The organism is Sulfitobacter sp. (assembly GCF_036961165.1).
Taxonomy (GTDB): domain Bacteria; phylum Pseudomonadota; class Alphaproteobacteria; order Rhodobacterales; family Rhodobacteraceae; genus Sulfitobacter.
In genome coordinates, this window is sequence record NZ_JBALVJ010000022.1 from 1 (window position 1) to 13,458 (window position 13,458).

Annotated in this window: 15 protein-coding genes and 1 tRNA gene; 10 read left to right on the top strand and 6 right to left on the bottom strand. The window is 56.6% G+C overall.

Features of this window, described 5'->3' with window-relative positions:
• The first annotated feature begins 117 nt into the window (after nucleotides 1–117).
• Nucleotides 118–849, top strand: coding sequence for a site-specific integrase (locus V7730_RS11210; protein WP_335747681.1), 732 nt, complete (start codon nucleotides 118–120; stop codon nucleotides 847–849).
• A gap of 40 nt (nucleotides 850–889) precedes the next feature.
• Here V7730_RS11210 and V7730_RS11215 read toward each other — a convergent pair.
• A tRNA-Ile gene (locus V7730_RS11215) sits at nucleotides 890–966 on the bottom strand.
• A 114-nt stretch (nucleotides 967–1,080) separates the two neighbouring features.
• Between V7730_RS11215 and purM the strand changes: the two genes are divergently transcribed.
• Genes purM through rnd form a run of 3 tightly spaced genes read left to right on the top strand, consistent with a single transcriptional unit; the run spans nucleotide 1,081 to nucleotide 3,938 of the window.
• Nucleotides 1,081–2,127, top strand: coding sequence for a phosphoribosylformylglycinamidine cyclo-ligase (gene purM / locus V7730_RS11220; RefSeq protein ID WP_335747682.1), 1,047 nt, complete (start codon nucleotides 1,081–1,083; stop codon nucleotides 2,125–2,127).
• The gene (gene purN, locus V7730_RS11225) at nucleotides 2,127–2,723 is read left to right on the top strand and encodes a phosphoribosylglycinamide formyltransferase (protein WP_335747683.1); all 597 of its coding nucleotides are present in this window, start codon (nucleotides 2,127–2,129) and stop codon (nucleotides 2,721–2,723) included. The genes purM and purN overlap by 1 nt, the downstream gene beginning before the upstream one ends.
• A 57-nt stretch (nucleotides 2,724–2,780) precedes the next feature.
• Nucleotides 2,781–3,938 carry a ribonuclease D gene (gene rnd, locus V7730_RS11230; RefSeq protein ID WP_335747684.1) on the top strand — a complete coding sequence of 386 codons (1,158 nt, stop codon included), beginning with the start codon at nucleotides 2,781–2,783 and terminating at the stop codon, nucleotides 3,936–3,938.
• On the opposite strand, the gene V7730_RS11235 is transcribed toward rnd, so the two are convergent.
• Nucleotides 3,935–4,459 carry a hypothetical protein gene (locus V7730_RS11235; RefSeq protein ID WP_335747685.1) on the bottom strand — a complete coding sequence of 175 codons (525 nt, stop codon included), beginning with the start codon at nucleotides 4,457–4,459 and terminating at the stop codon, nucleotides 3,935–3,937. The two genes, rnd and V7730_RS11235, sit on opposite strands and share 4 nt — an antisense overlap.
• A gap of 131 nt (nucleotides 4,460–4,590) precedes the next feature.
• Here V7730_RS11235 and V7730_RS11240 point away from each other — a divergent pair, with 131 nt between their 5' ends.
• Entirely contained in the window at nucleotides 4,591–5,001 is a 411-nt protein-coding gene (locus V7730_RS11240; protein ID WP_335747686.1) for a SufE family protein, read from the top strand.
• Nucleotides 5,002–5,070: 69 nt separating this feature from the next.
• Here the strand turns inward: V7730_RS11240 and V7730_RS11245 are convergent, their stop codons facing one another.
• The 3 genes from V7730_RS11245 to bmt all read right to left on the bottom strand — a co-directional run bounded on the left by V7730_RS11245 (nucleotide 5,071) and on the right by bmt (nucleotide 7,828).
• Entirely contained in the window at nucleotides 5,071–5,706 is a 636-nt protein-coding gene (locus tag V7730_RS11245) for a DUF1638 domain-containing protein (RefSeq protein WP_335747687.1), read from the bottom strand.
• A 244-nt stretch (nucleotides 5,707–5,950) separates the two neighbouring features.
• On the bottom strand, nucleotides 5,951–6,649 hold the full coding sequence (locus V7730_RS11250; protein ID WP_335747688.1) for a corrinoid protein: 699 nt from the start codon (nucleotides 6,647–6,649) through the stop codon (nucleotides 5,951–5,953).
• A 165-nt stretch (nucleotides 6,650–6,814) separates the two neighbouring features.
• On the bottom strand, nucleotides 6,815–7,828 hold the full coding sequence (gene bmt, locus V7730_RS11255; RefSeq protein ID WP_335747689.1) for a betaine--homocysteine S-methyltransferase: 1,014 nt from the start codon (nucleotides 7,826–7,828) through the stop codon (nucleotides 6,815–6,817).
• Between the two features lie 232 nt (nucleotides 7,829–8,060).
• Here bmt and purC point away from each other — a divergent pair, with 232 nt between their 5' ends.
• From purC to V7730_RS11280, 5 genes are read left to right on the top strand one after another with little or no spacing between them, the layout of a single operon-like run.
• The gene (gene purC, locus V7730_RS11260; protein WP_335747690.1) at nucleotides 8,061–8,822 is read left to right on the top strand and encodes a phosphoribosylaminoimidazolesuccinocarboxamide synthase; all 762 of its coding nucleotides are present in this window, start codon (nucleotides 8,061–8,063) and stop codon (nucleotides 8,820–8,822) included.
• A 50-nt stretch (nucleotides 8,823–8,872) separates the two neighbouring features.
• Nucleotides 8,873–9,103, top strand: a complete 231-nt coding sequence (gene purS / locus V7730_RS11265; RefSeq protein ID WP_335747691.1) for a phosphoribosylformylglycinamidine synthase subunit PurS — start codon at nucleotides 8,873–8,875, stop codon at nucleotides 9,101–9,103.
• On the top strand, nucleotides 9,103–9,771 hold the full coding sequence (gene purQ / locus V7730_RS11270) for a phosphoribosylformylglycinamidine synthase subunit PurQ (protein ID WP_335747692.1): 669 nt from the start codon (nucleotides 9,103–9,105) through the stop codon (nucleotides 9,769–9,771). The genes purS and purQ overlap by 1 nt, the downstream gene beginning before the upstream one ends.
• Before the next feature lie 35 nt (nucleotides 9,772–9,806).
• Nucleotides 9,807–11,576: a sensor histidine kinase gene (locus V7730_RS11275; protein WP_335747693.1), complete on the top strand. Its 1,770-nt coding sequence runs from the start codon at nucleotides 9,807–9,809 to the stop codon at nucleotides 11,574–11,576.
• A 3-nt stretch (nucleotides 11,577–11,579) separates the two neighbouring features.
• A complete protein-coding gene (locus tag V7730_RS11280; protein WP_260001005.1) occupies nucleotides 11,580–12,914 on the top strand; it encodes a sigma-54-dependent transcriptional regulator in 1,335 nt (444 codons plus the stop codon).
• Nucleotides 12,915–12,994: 80 nt separating this feature from the next.
• Here V7730_RS11280 and V7730_RS11285 read toward each other — a convergent pair whose 3' ends face one another.
• Nucleotides 12,995–13,294 carry a hypothetical protein gene (locus V7730_RS11285; RefSeq protein ID WP_335747694.1) on the bottom strand — a complete coding sequence of 100 codons (300 nt, stop codon included), beginning with the start codon at nucleotides 13,292–13,294 and terminating at the stop codon, nucleotides 12,995–12,997.
• Nucleotides 13,295–13,458: the final 164 nt, after the last annotated feature.

A 13,458-nucleotide genomic window follows, 5' to 3' on the forward strand; every position in this document is an offset into this window, starting at 1 on the left:
TTCGGGTTGGATACATCTTAGCACGCTGTCCAATTTTGCCGGACCACTTCAGTTATAGAACCACTCCGGAAAAAGCATGGCTTCAAACGCGTAGCGCACATGAAGGTGCCGCATGTCATGGAGATCAAAGCCGCTATGGCCGCAACCCCACAACAGGCCAACAAAACGCTCAAGAGGCTTTCGCAGATGTTGGACTTGGCGGTGAAGCTGCAATGGCGGACAGACAATCCGGTCAAGGCCGTCGATAGGTTTTCGTCTGCGACAGAAGGCTTCCATTCTTGGGATGAAGGTGAAATTTCCCGCTTTTATGAAGTGCATCCACTGGGGTCGCCCGCGCACATTTGCATGACACTAATGCTCTACACTGGGGCGGCGAAAGTTGATGCCGTGAAGCTAGGGCCAGCGAATGTTAAGGACGGACGGATCGAGTATCGCCGCCAGAAGACGCAGAAGAACCCAAGCGGCATTTTGGTCAGCTTGCCGATTCATCCGGCATTGGCGACTGCACTGGCGGCACGGCCAGTTACATTTACTTATTTGGAGACGGGACAGAATAAAGCACGGTCCCGCAAGGGTTTAGGAACGTCGATGCGTAAGTGGTGTGATGCCGCTGGCCTGCCGTTGTGTTCATCACATGGACTGCGCAAAGCCATTTGCCGTCGGATTGCCGAGGCTGGTGGAACACCTTACGAAATCATGGCTGTGAGTGGCCATGTCACGCTGTCAATGGCGCAGAAGTACTGCGAAACCTTTGGCCGCCGCGAAATGGCTGACACGGCTTTTTCTCGACTGGATGGCACAAAAAACGAACAAAACTTGACGAACCATCCAAAAAGGTTCGTCAAGTAATCTCGTAACCCTCAGAAATGTAAGGATTAAATATGATATTTGGTAGGCCCGGCAGGACTTGAACCCGCAACCAAAGCGTTATGAGCGCTCTGCTCTAACCAGTTGAGCTACAGGCCCGCCAAGGGCTTGGGTATTGTGCACGGACGGTTTCGTCAAGGGTTGGCGTTGCGACTTTTGCTTGAATGATTTAGGTCGCAAGGCAACGGGGTTTTCAGCCAGAGGCTTTTGAGAATGAACGAGCGACAGAATGGAATCACCTACGCAGACGCGGGTGTGGATATTGATGCGGGCAATGCGTTGGTGGAGCGGATCAAGCCGGCAGCAAAGCGGACGACACGTCCGGGGGTGATGTCAGGCTTGGGCGGCTTTGGTGCGCTGTTTGACCTTAAGGCCGCAGGCTATAATGATCCGGTCCTTGTGGCGGCGACTGACGGTGTCGGAACCAAGCTGCGGATTGCGATTGATACAGGCAATGTCGACGGTGTGGGCATTGATTTGGTTGCGATGTGCGTGAACGATCTGGTGTGCCAAGGCGCAGAGCCTCTGTTCTTCCTTGACTACTTTGCCACCGGCAAACTGGAGTTGGACACAGCAACCCGCATCATCGAAGGCATCGCCAAAGGCTGTGAACTTTCTGGTTGTGCGCTGATCGGCGGTGAGACGGCAGAGATGCCGGGCATGTATCCCGAAGGCGATTTCGACCTTGCCGGCTTTAGCGTCGGCGCGATGGAGCGGGGGGGGGGGCTGCCGCAGGATGTGGCGGCAGGCGATGTGTTGCTGGGTTTGGCAAGCGATGGCGTGCACTCAAATGGCTACAGCCTCGTGCGCGTAATTGTTGAGCATTCGGGTCTTCAGTGGGATGACCCATGCCCGTGGGATGGTGGCACTTTGGGTGAGGTTTTGCTCAAACCCACGCGGCTTTATGTAAAGTCCGCCCTTGCTGCAGCGCGCGCAGGTGTGGTGCATGCGCTGGCCCATATCACTGGCGGTGGTCTGACAGAAAATCTGCCTCGCGTCTTGCCGGAAGGCTTGGGCGCCGAAATCAACCTGAACGCATGGGAGCTGCCACCGGTGTTCCGCTGGCTTACCGCGCATGGCGGCATGGATGAGCCAGAGCTGCTCAAGACGTTCAACGCAGGGATCGGCATGATTGTTGTGGTGCCTGCTGACAAAGCGGATGAAGCAGCCAAGCTGCTGCGCGACGCAGGCGAGACTGTCTATACCCTTGGCACAGTGGTCGAGGGTGAAGGCGTGGCCTATGAGGGCAACCTCGTCTGATGGTCCGCGTTGCGGTTTTTATCTCGGGTGGCGGCTCCAACATGGTGTCGCTACTTGAGGATATGGCGCGAGAAGGGCACGAAGGCACGCCATGTGTGGTGCTAGCCAATAGTGCCGATGCTGGCGGGCTGGCCCGTGCAGCAGAACGCGGGGTGCCGACTGTTGTGGTCGATCATCGACCGTTCAAAGGGGACCGCACCGCGTTTGAGGCTGCGATCAACGAAGCCTTGGAACCCTTTGCACCCGATCTGATTTGTCTTGCCGGTTTTATGCGTGTCCTGACCAAAGGGTTTATGGATCAATGGGCGGGCAAGATGTTGAACATCCATCCGTCCTTACTGCCGAAGTATAAAGGCCTACATACCCATGCTCGCGCGCTAGAGGCGGGCGACGCTGTCCATGGATGCACCGTGCACGAAGTAACGGCTGCGCTCGATGATGGTCCGATTCTGGGGGAGGCGCAGGTGCCTGTGCTGGCCGGAGACACACCTGAGGCACTGGCCGCGAGGGTGCTGAAACAAGAACACCGTCTTTATCCCGCAGTGCTACGCCGCTTTGTTGCCGGCGACCGTAGCCCATTGATTTTGCAAAGCTGACTGGTCAAACCGCTGCGTATTCTGTACCGCTAGGGTAGTTGAAGGATTTTTTCGTTTATGCGCACGATTACCACCACCGAAGGATTGGCCTCTTATTGTCAGGAAGCCGCCCAACATCCCTTTGTTACCGTCGATACGGAGTTTCTGCGCGAGCGGACTTACTACTCCAAATTGTGTCTTCTTCAACTGGCCATGCCGGGGACCGATGACAGCGGCGCTGTACTGGTTGACCCGCTATCTGATGGTCTGTCGCTTGAGCCGCTGTATGAGCTGTTTCGCGATACCTCTGTGGTAAAGGTGTTCCACGCTGCACGGCAAGATTTAGAAATCTTCTATATAGATGCCGAAGTCTTTCCCGAACCTCTGTTTGACACGCAGGTCGCTGCGATGGTTTGCGGGTTTGGCGAACAGGTGGGTTATGAGACTTTGGTGCGCAAGATTGCCAAGGAAGGCGTGGACAAAACCTCGCGCTTTACTGATTGGTCGCGCCGTCCCCTGACCGAAGCGCAAAAGACCTATGCGCTGGCGGATGTGACGCACCTGCGCCAAATCTACGAATTTCTGGCCGCAAAACTGGAAGAATCGGATCGGCACAAGTGGGTCGCAGAAGAGCTCGAAGTATTGACCAACCCCGGCACCTATATCACCGCGCCCCGCGATGCGTGGAAACGCGTGAAAACCCGCACGAACTCCGGACGGTTTCTGGGCATTGTGCGTGAGCTGGCGGCGTTCCGTGAGGAATACGCCCAGACACGCAATGTTCCCCGCAGCCGTGTCTATAAGGATGATGCGCTGGTTGAGCTTGCATCGAACAAACCCAAGAATCACGAAGAGTTGGGCCGTGCACGGCTGTTGCTACGCGATGCGCGCAAGGGTGAGATTGCTGAAGGTATCCTTAAGGCCGTGGCGGCTGGTATCGCTTGCCCCAATGATGATCTGCCGCAACCTGACCGTAGCCGCGAAAAGATGCAGGTTAATCCCGCACTTGCCGATCTTCTGCGGGTTCTGCTGAAAGCCAAAACAGAAAGCTCAGGCGTTGCGGCCAAGTTGATTGCAACGGCATCTGATCTGGACGCAATCGCTGCGGGCGAGCGTGATGTCCAGGCGCTGGGCGGCTGGCGGCTGGAAGTCTTTGGCACCGATGCGATGGCATTGTGCGAGGGCAAGATTGCCCTGACTGCTGTTGGCAATGAAGTGAAGGTCGTGCCGGTTTAGCGGCGCGCCACCTGCGCGTTGCGCAGACCTTCGACGCGGATCGTCCGTACGCCGACCAGATTTTGATTGGTGACTTTGCGCGCAGCAGTGACTTCGCGTGTGGGAGGCGTGCCAATCGGGGTTGCACGACCAGGTTCCACTCCTTCAAGCTGGTAGGTGAGTACGCCATCTACGGGAATCTCTTCAGCGTTTTCGGGTGTCAGGCGGACTGAATAGATGCCTTGACGCGCAGCAAGTCCGCTGGCGCGGATAAGTGCACCGCCCGGGATGCGCTCAACTGTTAGGCTGGTGATCTCGTCAAATGGCGTGCCCGCATATGTGTATTCTTTGCCAGCACGTTTTGCAAACAGGCCGCTTTTCTGCGGAATGAGCGGATTGACTGGCTTGTCATCCGTGGGCGCCAAAGCTTCGGACGTGCTGCGACCGAACCAGTTGGCCGGATTGATCGCACTGTCGCGCACAAATCCGCATGCCCCCAAAGTCAGGGATGCAACCAAAAGAACCGAAAGGGAAATACGCATAGGACCTGCCGTGTGATACTGCCGTTGTTTAGTGAACTAACCCATCCCTGCACGCATGGGAAGAGGCAGGGCTGGACGTTTGCCCAAGTAAGCCCTACCTCATGCGCAAATGCAAATGACAGGAGCGCATGATGGCTACCGCGCAATTTGAAGAACTGGTCGAAGACTTCGAGTTTCTGGAGGATTGGGAAGACCGGTATCGCCATGTGATTGACCAAGGCAAGGCGATGGATGCCTTGCCAGAAGCGCTATGTGTGCCTGCGACCAAGGTAAATGGCTGTGCAAGCCAGGTTTGGCTGCACGCAGAAATGAACGACGGCAAGCTGCATTTTGACGGCGCGTCGGATGCGATGATCGTGTCAGGCCTGATTGCGGTACTGCGCACGCTGTATAACGGCCTCACGCCTGATGAAGTGCTGGCGGTAGATGCGCGCAGCGAATTGGGGCGGCTTGGGCTGAACGAGCACCTGTCGGCGCAACGCTCTAACGGATTGACGGCCATGATCGAGCGTGTCCGCGAGACGGCAGCGCGTTCAGTCTAAAAAGGGCGCTATATCCCTTGGCGCTGAGGTCAGTTACCACAGGCTATTGTTGAGCAAAAGAAACACGCTTTAGAGTGTCTTTAGAGCTGTGTGTAAATCGCCATAACCGGTGAAGCGCCGCTCAAATTTCAAGCCGAGACGTTCGGCGCAGGCTTGGGCCTTTTGGGTAAGTGAGGGATCGTCTGTTTGAGCTTGGTATACCAACTTCTCATAGTTGCCAAAATACATATCACGTAGTTGAGGATGTCGGTCCAACCCCATGGGCTTAATGACAAAAGCGTCGAATTGCCGAACGAGAAAGTCCGTTAGATAAAAGGTCCGTATCTCGTCTTCGCTGGTTTTCGCGAAGTGGTCATTGCCCTCAAAAAAGCTATAGCAATGCGGGCCCGCGATCATCTGCACGTCCAGCTCTTTGCAGGCTGCTTGCAATAGCCCACCAGTGCCGCAATCGGCGTAAGCGATGAAAATATCATCGTAATGGTAGCGGTGCTTGGCAACGCTTGCCCTCACAGCGTCTGTGATCTTATCCGGATAGAGGTGGTAGTTCGCTGGTAAGCAGGTGAGGTCCAGATGGGTCCATCCGTTCGCATTTTTGAGGTCGATGATTTCCCGCGCCAGCGCCCCGCAGGCGATAATCAAAATCTGGCCGCGCGGCGTATCAAGCGGCAAACCATTTTCGGTTAGCTGGGTATCGCTGAGTGTCATTTGCCAAACTTTCGGACGCAGAATGCTGCAATGAGACAGACGGGTAGGGCGACTGCTAAGGCAGCGGGGCCGCCAAGCGTCAGGAGCCACACAGTTAAACCGGCGGCGGCTATCACGCCAAGTAGCATCACGAGAAAATGCATTAGGGGCATCGGTTTCTCCATTCTACAGCCAAGATAGGGTGTCGGCGGCCATGAAAAAAGGCCCCGCACATGCAGGGCCTTTGTGTAGTACTAATTCAGGGTCATGCGTTCTGGCGGTTGTGCTTGCGGCCGACCCATTCTTTTGCGGTTTCTACCGCGACGGCGGCGTCACGGCAGTATGCGTCTGCACCGATTGCTTTGCCGAACTCTTCGTTCAGCGGTGCGCCACCTACCAGCACGATGTAGTCGTCGCGAATGCCTTGCTCGACCATCGTGTCGATCACGACCTTCATATAGGGCATCGTGGTGGTGAGCAGGGCAGACATGCCCAAGATATCAGGGCCTTCTGCTTCCATCGCTTCCAGATAGGCCTCAACCGAGTTGTTGATTCCGAGATCTACAACCTCAAAACCGGCGCCTTCCATCATCATGCCAACAAGGTTCTTGCCGATGTCGTGAATGTCGCCTTTCACGGTGCCGATGACCATTTTACCAACGCGCGGAGCGCCGGTTTCGGCCAGCAGCGGCTTGAGGATGGCCATGCCGCCCTTCATCGCATTTGCGGCCAGCAGCACTTCGGGCACAAACAGGATGCCGTCCCGGAAGTCGGCGCCAACGATGGTCATACCACCAACAAGCGCCTTGGTCAGGACATCATAAGGCACCCAGCCGCGGGCGATGAGGATGTTGACCGCTTCTTCGATCTCTTCTCTTAGACCGTCATAGAGATCGTCGAACATCTGTTGGACAAGTTCTTCGTCGTCGAGTTCAGACAGGATGATTTCGTCTTCGTCAGACATGGCTTTCCCTTTTCTTGGCGGGCCGCTGGGCCTTGCATAAATCTCTTGTGTCAGACCGTGGCAAAAATACTAAAGCATTTGCGACCACACAGGCGCGAGCCGCGACCTGTTGACGCGGATCATGCCCGGCGGTTCAGTGTCCAATGTGCGACCGTTCGTGCCGTTCTAGCTGCGGCGTCTGCCTCGACGTGGGGCGCGGGTAGGGCCTGCACCATCTGTGCCGTCACTCTCGGACGAAAATGCGCCCAAGGCAGCGGTGATTTCTTCCAGATCCGGCGCGGAGCCTTTGGGTTGTGTGTCCAGTGCTTTGCGCATGGCTTCAAGGTGGACAGGCATAGTCCCGCAGCATCCGCCGATGATCTGCGCGCCGCAATTTCGGGCCATCACAGCGTAGGTCCCCATCAGCTCTGGCGTGCCATCATAGTGAATGTGACCTTCGTGGTATTTTGGGATGCCGGCATTGCCCTTTGCAACGATGGGCAGCTTGCCGTCTTTCGCTGCAAAGCCAAGCACGGTGCGCAGTAGGTCTGATGCACCGGTGCCGCAGTTCGCGCCATAAGCCAGCGGAGCGTTCTCTATCTCTTCTACCATGTCGACCATACTGGCAGAGGTCATGCCCATCATCGTCCGGCCGGCAGTGTCAAAGCTCATGGTGCCAACCCAAGGCAAACCCGCCAACGCAAAGCCTTCGGCGGCGGCGCGATATTCTTCGGGGGCGGAAATCGTTTCAAGCCATCCGATGTCCGCGCCGCCGGCTTTGAGGCCGTCTGCTGTTTCATGGAACATCTCGACCGCATTCGCGTGGCTCAAGGTGCCGATCGGCTCCATGATCTCACCTGTGGGGCCAACGGAGCCTGCAACGATCACTTTGCGTCCGGCCGTGTCGGCCACTTCGCGTGCAAGTTCTGCTGCAACGCGGCTTAACTCATGCGCGCGGTTCTGCGCGTTGTGCAGTTTGAGACGGGAGGCATTTGCGCCAAAGCTATTGGTCAGAAACAAATCAGAGCCTGCATTTACAGCGCCGCGATATAAGGTGAGGATGTTCTCTGGCTTGTCGGTATTCCAGAACTCCGGTGGCTCACCTGACATCAACCCCATGTTGAACAAATTGGTGCCAGTCGCACCATCAGCCAGCAAATAGCCTTTTTCGGCCAGCATTTCGGACAGGGGATTGGTCATGCTAAGGCATCCTTCAATTAGCGTATCGGGTCATTTCACGCAGCGCTATTCATGGCAAGCTCATATTCTTCATCTTGTTTATGAGGCCGTTTCACGGAGATAGGTCGCGAACATGTTTTTGGGCACAATAAATAGATGCAAGGCAGTGTGCTTGCAGCAATCCTTCGTCTGCCCTAAGAGGGGGCAAAAGGGCGCCGGGACTCCCCCGCGCCTAAACAGACAGGGGACGCCCATGGCCCGCCGAAAGAAAATCTACGAAGGCAAAGCAAAGATTCTCTATGAAGGTCCCGAGCCGGGTACGATTGTTCAGTACTTCAAAGATGACGCCACTGCATTCAATGCGCAGAAGAAAGACGTCATCGACGGCAAAGGTGTGCTAAATAACCGTTTGTCCGAGTATTTTATGACCGGATTGAACCAGATCGGCGTGCCGACGCACTTTATCAAGCGTCTCAACATGCGTGAGCAGCTGGTCCGTCAGGTAGAGATTATTCCGCTGGAAGTGATTGTGCGCAACTATGCGGCGGGCAGCATGTCCAAGCGTTTGGGCATCGAAGAGGGCACGCAGCTGCCGCGTCCAATCGTCGAATATTGCTATAAAGATGATTCCCTTGGCGATCCGCTGGTCACCGAAGAGCATATCGCCGCTTTCGGTTGGGCCACACAGCAGGACATGGACGATATTCTCAGCCTCGCGCTGCGGGTAAACGACTTTATGTCAGGGGTCATGATGGCTGTCGGCATCCGCTTGGTCGATTTCAAGATTGAAGTTGGTCGCGTCTATGACGGTGATTTCCAGCGTCTGATCGTCGCAGACGAGATTTCGCCTGACAGCTGCCGTTTGTGGGATATCGAAACCGGTCGCAAGCTCGACAAGGATGTATTCCGCCGCGATCTCGGCTCGTTGACCGATGCGTATACGGAAGTTGCGCAGCGTTTGGGCGTGATGCCCAAAAAATCTGGTCCGGTAACAAAGCCTACATTGATCAACTGACAGCAGCGTCGGATTGAATTTATTGGCAAACTAAAGAAGAGGGACGCGCCATGAAAGCACGCGTGCATGTGATGTTGAAGAACGGGGTTCTGGACCCACAAGGTGAGGCCGTGCGTCATGCTTTGGGTGCGATGGGCTTTGATGGCGTGCAAGGCGTACGTCAGGGCAAAGTGATCGAGCTTGATCTGGCCGAGGGCGCCACGCAAGCGGATGTTGAACAGATGTGTGAAAAGCTTTTGGCCAACACGGTCATCGAAAGCTACACGGTGGAGATGGCCTGATGCGCGCAGCGGTAGTTGTATTTCCCGGTTCCAACTGTGATCGCGACCTTGCCGTCGCGTTCGAGCAGGCAGGCGCCGATGTCACAATGGTTTGGCACAAGGACAGAGAACTGCCGCAGGGCATTGATATTGTTGGTATCCCTGGCGGGTTTTCCTATGGGGATTACCTGCGTTGCGGCGCGATTGCGGCAAACTCTCCCATTTGTAAATCCGTGGCGGCCCACGCGGGGCGCGGTGGGTACGTTATGGGGATCTGCAACGGCTTTCAGGTTCTGACAGAGACGGGCCTATTGCCAGGCGCGCTGCTGCGTAACGCTGGTCTGAAATACATCTGCAAGACCGTTGGCCTGAAGGTCGCGACCTCGGCTTCCGACTTTACTGCGGGTTATAATGCTGGCGATGTGATCGATATTCCAATCGCACACCACGACGGCAGTTATTTCGCTGATGCGGAAACGATTGCCGCTCTGAAAGGTGAAGATCGCATTGCCTTTACCTACACCGATAACCCCAACGGCGCGCTGGAAGACATTGCAGGCATCCTGTCAGACAACCGCCGGGTGCTGGGCATGATGCCACACCCTGAGCGTGCGGCGGATGCTGGTCACGGCGGCACCGATGGGGTGGCGCTCTTCCGCGCATTGGCAGGGGCGCTGGCAACAGCCTGACTTGAGCGCGCGCTGCCCTGTGGTAGTGTGTCAGGATGAACAACGATACGCCCGACACTACTGCCCCTTGGCAACCCACCGCGATCAGTTGGCGGGTGCGCGTTGCTTTGGCGGTGATGCTAGTTTTTGCCATCGTTGTTATTTCAGTCACGAACCGTCTGTTGACCGACCGTTTTACTGAAAGCACCCGAAACCGTGCCGAACTGCGCATCGCGCTTTACGGAGGCAATCTTTTGGCCGAATTGCGCCAGAACGCGATTGTGCCGCAGCTGCTTGGCCGTGACCCGACGTTGATCTCCGCCTTGGAAAGTGCGGATTATACGCTTTCAACACAACGTCTTATCTCCTTCGTCGAAGAAATCGGCGCAGCGTCCCTGATGTTGCTTGATATGGACGGGCGCACGGTGGCGGCGACAGACCGTAACCGGATTGGTGCCGCACACCGCTCGGAGCCGTATTTCGTGGACGCGATCCGGTCGAATTCGACCATCTTCAGTGTGATCAAGGAAGAAACAGGCGGCTACGGCTTTTTCTATTCGCGCCGTATCCAGAATGGCGGCACCACGGTGGGTGTTATCGCGGTTGAGGTCGATCTCAAGAAGTTCGAGCGCGCTTGGGCGGGAATATCAGATGCTGTGATCGTGCTGGATAGCAACGAAGAAATCCTGCTTGCGACCGAGCCGCGCTGGCGCGGCAAGACAGAAGCAGAGGCGCTGGAAAACCAGACACCGCAAAGCGCGATCGAGCGGGCCATTAAGGCCACCGCTGATTGGACAGCTTTGCCGCCCGATGCCTACCTGCGCGGAGAGGCCGTGATGCGGTTGGATGCGCGAGTGAATTTCCGTGGTTGGCGGATGGTCAGCTACACCACCTACGCCAGCGTGCGTGAGCGGGTGAACGGTGTTCTCGCGCTCGAAGTCATGGGCTTTGCGATTCTTCTGGCGCTGACCTTCTACTTCCTCAGCCGCCGAACAGCGGGACGGGCGGCGATTTTTCAGCGGGAGTCGGCAGAGCTTCGCGCATTGAACGCGGCACTGCAGCGGGAAATCGCTGAGCGTAAGCGCGTCCAAGAGACGCTTGCCGTGGCCGAGCAGACGCTGGAACAGTCCAGCAAACTCGCCGCTTTGGGTGAAATGTCAGCCGCAGTGAGCCATGAGCTGAACCAGCCACTGGCCGCGATGAAGACCTATCTGGCGGGTGCGCGACTGCTTTTGCAGCGCAACCGGCCTGATGAAGCGCTCAGTTCTTTCGGGCGGATTGATGATTTGATCGAACGGATGGGAGCGATCACCAGACAGCTGAAATCCTATGCCCGTAAGGGGCAAGAGGTGTTTTCACCCGTAAATATGGCCGATGCGCTGGCCTCGTCGCTATCGATGATGGAACCTCAGTTACGCCAGCGTCAGGTGCAGATCGTGCGTATACTGCCGGATGAGCCAGTTTATACCTTGGGTGACCGGATGCGGATCGAGCAGGTTTTGGTCAACCTCTTGCGCAATGCCCTTGATGCCACCAAATCAGAACGGCACCCGAAGGTGGAGATTATTTTGAGCGCGGGGGAGACTGTTACGCTTACAGTGCGTGACAACGGCCCGGGCATTGAGGATTTGGATGCGCTGTTCGAGCCGTTTTATACAACGAAGCAGCCCGGCGATGGCGTCGGCCTTGGCCTTGCGATCTCATCCGGGATTGTGAGCGATCTGGGCGGGCGGTTGACTGCGCGCAACGGACAGGCCGGCGGCGCGGTATTCGAGATGCAATTGCCGTTCTATGACGGCACACAGGAAACAAAGGCGGCGGAGTAAAATATGGCACAGGCGATGAAGATTGCGATAGTCGACGACGAAAAAGATATGCGCCAGTCGATCAGTCAGTGGCTGGCCCTGTCGGGCTATGACACAGAAACGTTCGCCAGCGCGGAAGACGCGCTTAAGGTGCTGGGCCCCGATTATCCGGGCATTGTGATTTCCGACATCAAGATGCCGGGCATGGACGGGATGCAGTTTCTCAAAAAGCTGATGGGCAGTGACTCTGCGCTGCCGGTTATCATGATCACCGGTCACGGCGATGTGCCGATGGCCGTTGAGGCGATGCGCGTTGGTGCGTTTGATTTTCTGGAAAAGCCATTCAACCCGGACCGGATGAGCGAACTTGCCAAAAAAGCGACAGCCACGCGCCGTCTGGTGATGGACAACCGTTTGCTCCGCCGTGAGTTGAGTGACGGCGGCCAGTTGATGAAAAAGCTGATTGGCCAAAGCCCTGTGATGGAGCGCTTGCGCGAGGATATCCTTGATCTGGGACAGGCGGATGGCCACGTGCTCATCGACGGCGAGACAGGCACAGGCAAAACACTGGTGGCCCACGCGCTACACGCGGTCGGTAGCCGTGCGGGTAAGAAATTCGTTTTGGTCAGCGCATCGGCCTATGAAGAGGACGCGCTGAGCAAGCGTTTGTTCGGCCCTATGCAGCCAGAGGACGCGCAGCTGCCTGCGATTGAAGAGGCGCGCGGCGGCACGCTGGTGCTTGAGGACGTCGAAGCGCTGAGCGAGACACTGCAGGCCCGGCTGTTGTCAGTCATCAATGAGCAGGGCACGCCAGCAGAGACGCGGATCGTGGCGATTTCAAACCTGCAAGAAGCGGGCCGCACCTCTGAGGATGTGCTGCGCTCGGATCTATTCTACCGTCTGGCCGCATTGCGCATCACCGTGCCACCGCTGCGCCAACGCGGCGAGGACATTCTGACGCTGTTTACCCGTCTGAGCGATCAGTTCGCTGAAGAATACGGGTGTGACGCGCCGCAGGTGACCGCTCAGGAAGCCGCGCAATTGTTGCAGGCGCCGTGGCCGGGCAATGTGCGTCAACTGATCAATGTGGCCGAACGTGCGGTGCTTCAGTCACGCCGTGGCTCCGGCACGATCGCGTCGCTCCTGATGTCGGACCACGACGAGATGCAGCCGGTGATGACCACCGAAGGCAAACCGCTCAAGGAATACGTAGAAGCCTTCGAGCGGATGTTGATCGACAACACCATGCGCCGTCACAAGGGGTCTATCTCATCTGTGATGGATGAGCTGTGTCTGCCACGTCGCACGCTGAACGAGAAGATGGCCAAGTACCAACTCCAGCGCTCTGACTATCTTTGAGCCACTAGACGCATCAAAGAAAAGGGGCGCCGAAACGGTGCCCCTTTTGCTATTTAGTCTGCAATTTTCCGTACGAAAGATCAGCCGACGCCAAGCTTGTACATCTGGGTCGGGTTGCCTTCGTCATCGGTCCGGCACATCCAACGTTCCTGAAGCGCAGGCGCATCAACGATGAACTGGTTGATCTCTACAATTGGCAAAGTTGTGTTGAGCTGGGCTGTCGCATCGCCGGTTTGCTCTTTGATCACAGCCACACATTTGCGGTTAGCGCGCGCATCGCGGCGCACATCTGGGTCTGCGTCAAACTCGGCCGGATCACAGGCCGTAAGGGCCAGGGTAGCCAGGCTCAGGAAGAGGGCAGGGCGTGTAAGAAATCGCATATTGTCTCCTAGGTGTTAGCAGTGAGCGCAAATGCACCCTGATTATTGCTTAAAACCGTAAGGACAAAACTCGCGAACGGCAACATGTCACAAGACGCTTTTAACGGGCAATCTCTTGGCGGAATTCACCGTGATGTGCAATTTAGGTGGCTTCAGGCGTGATT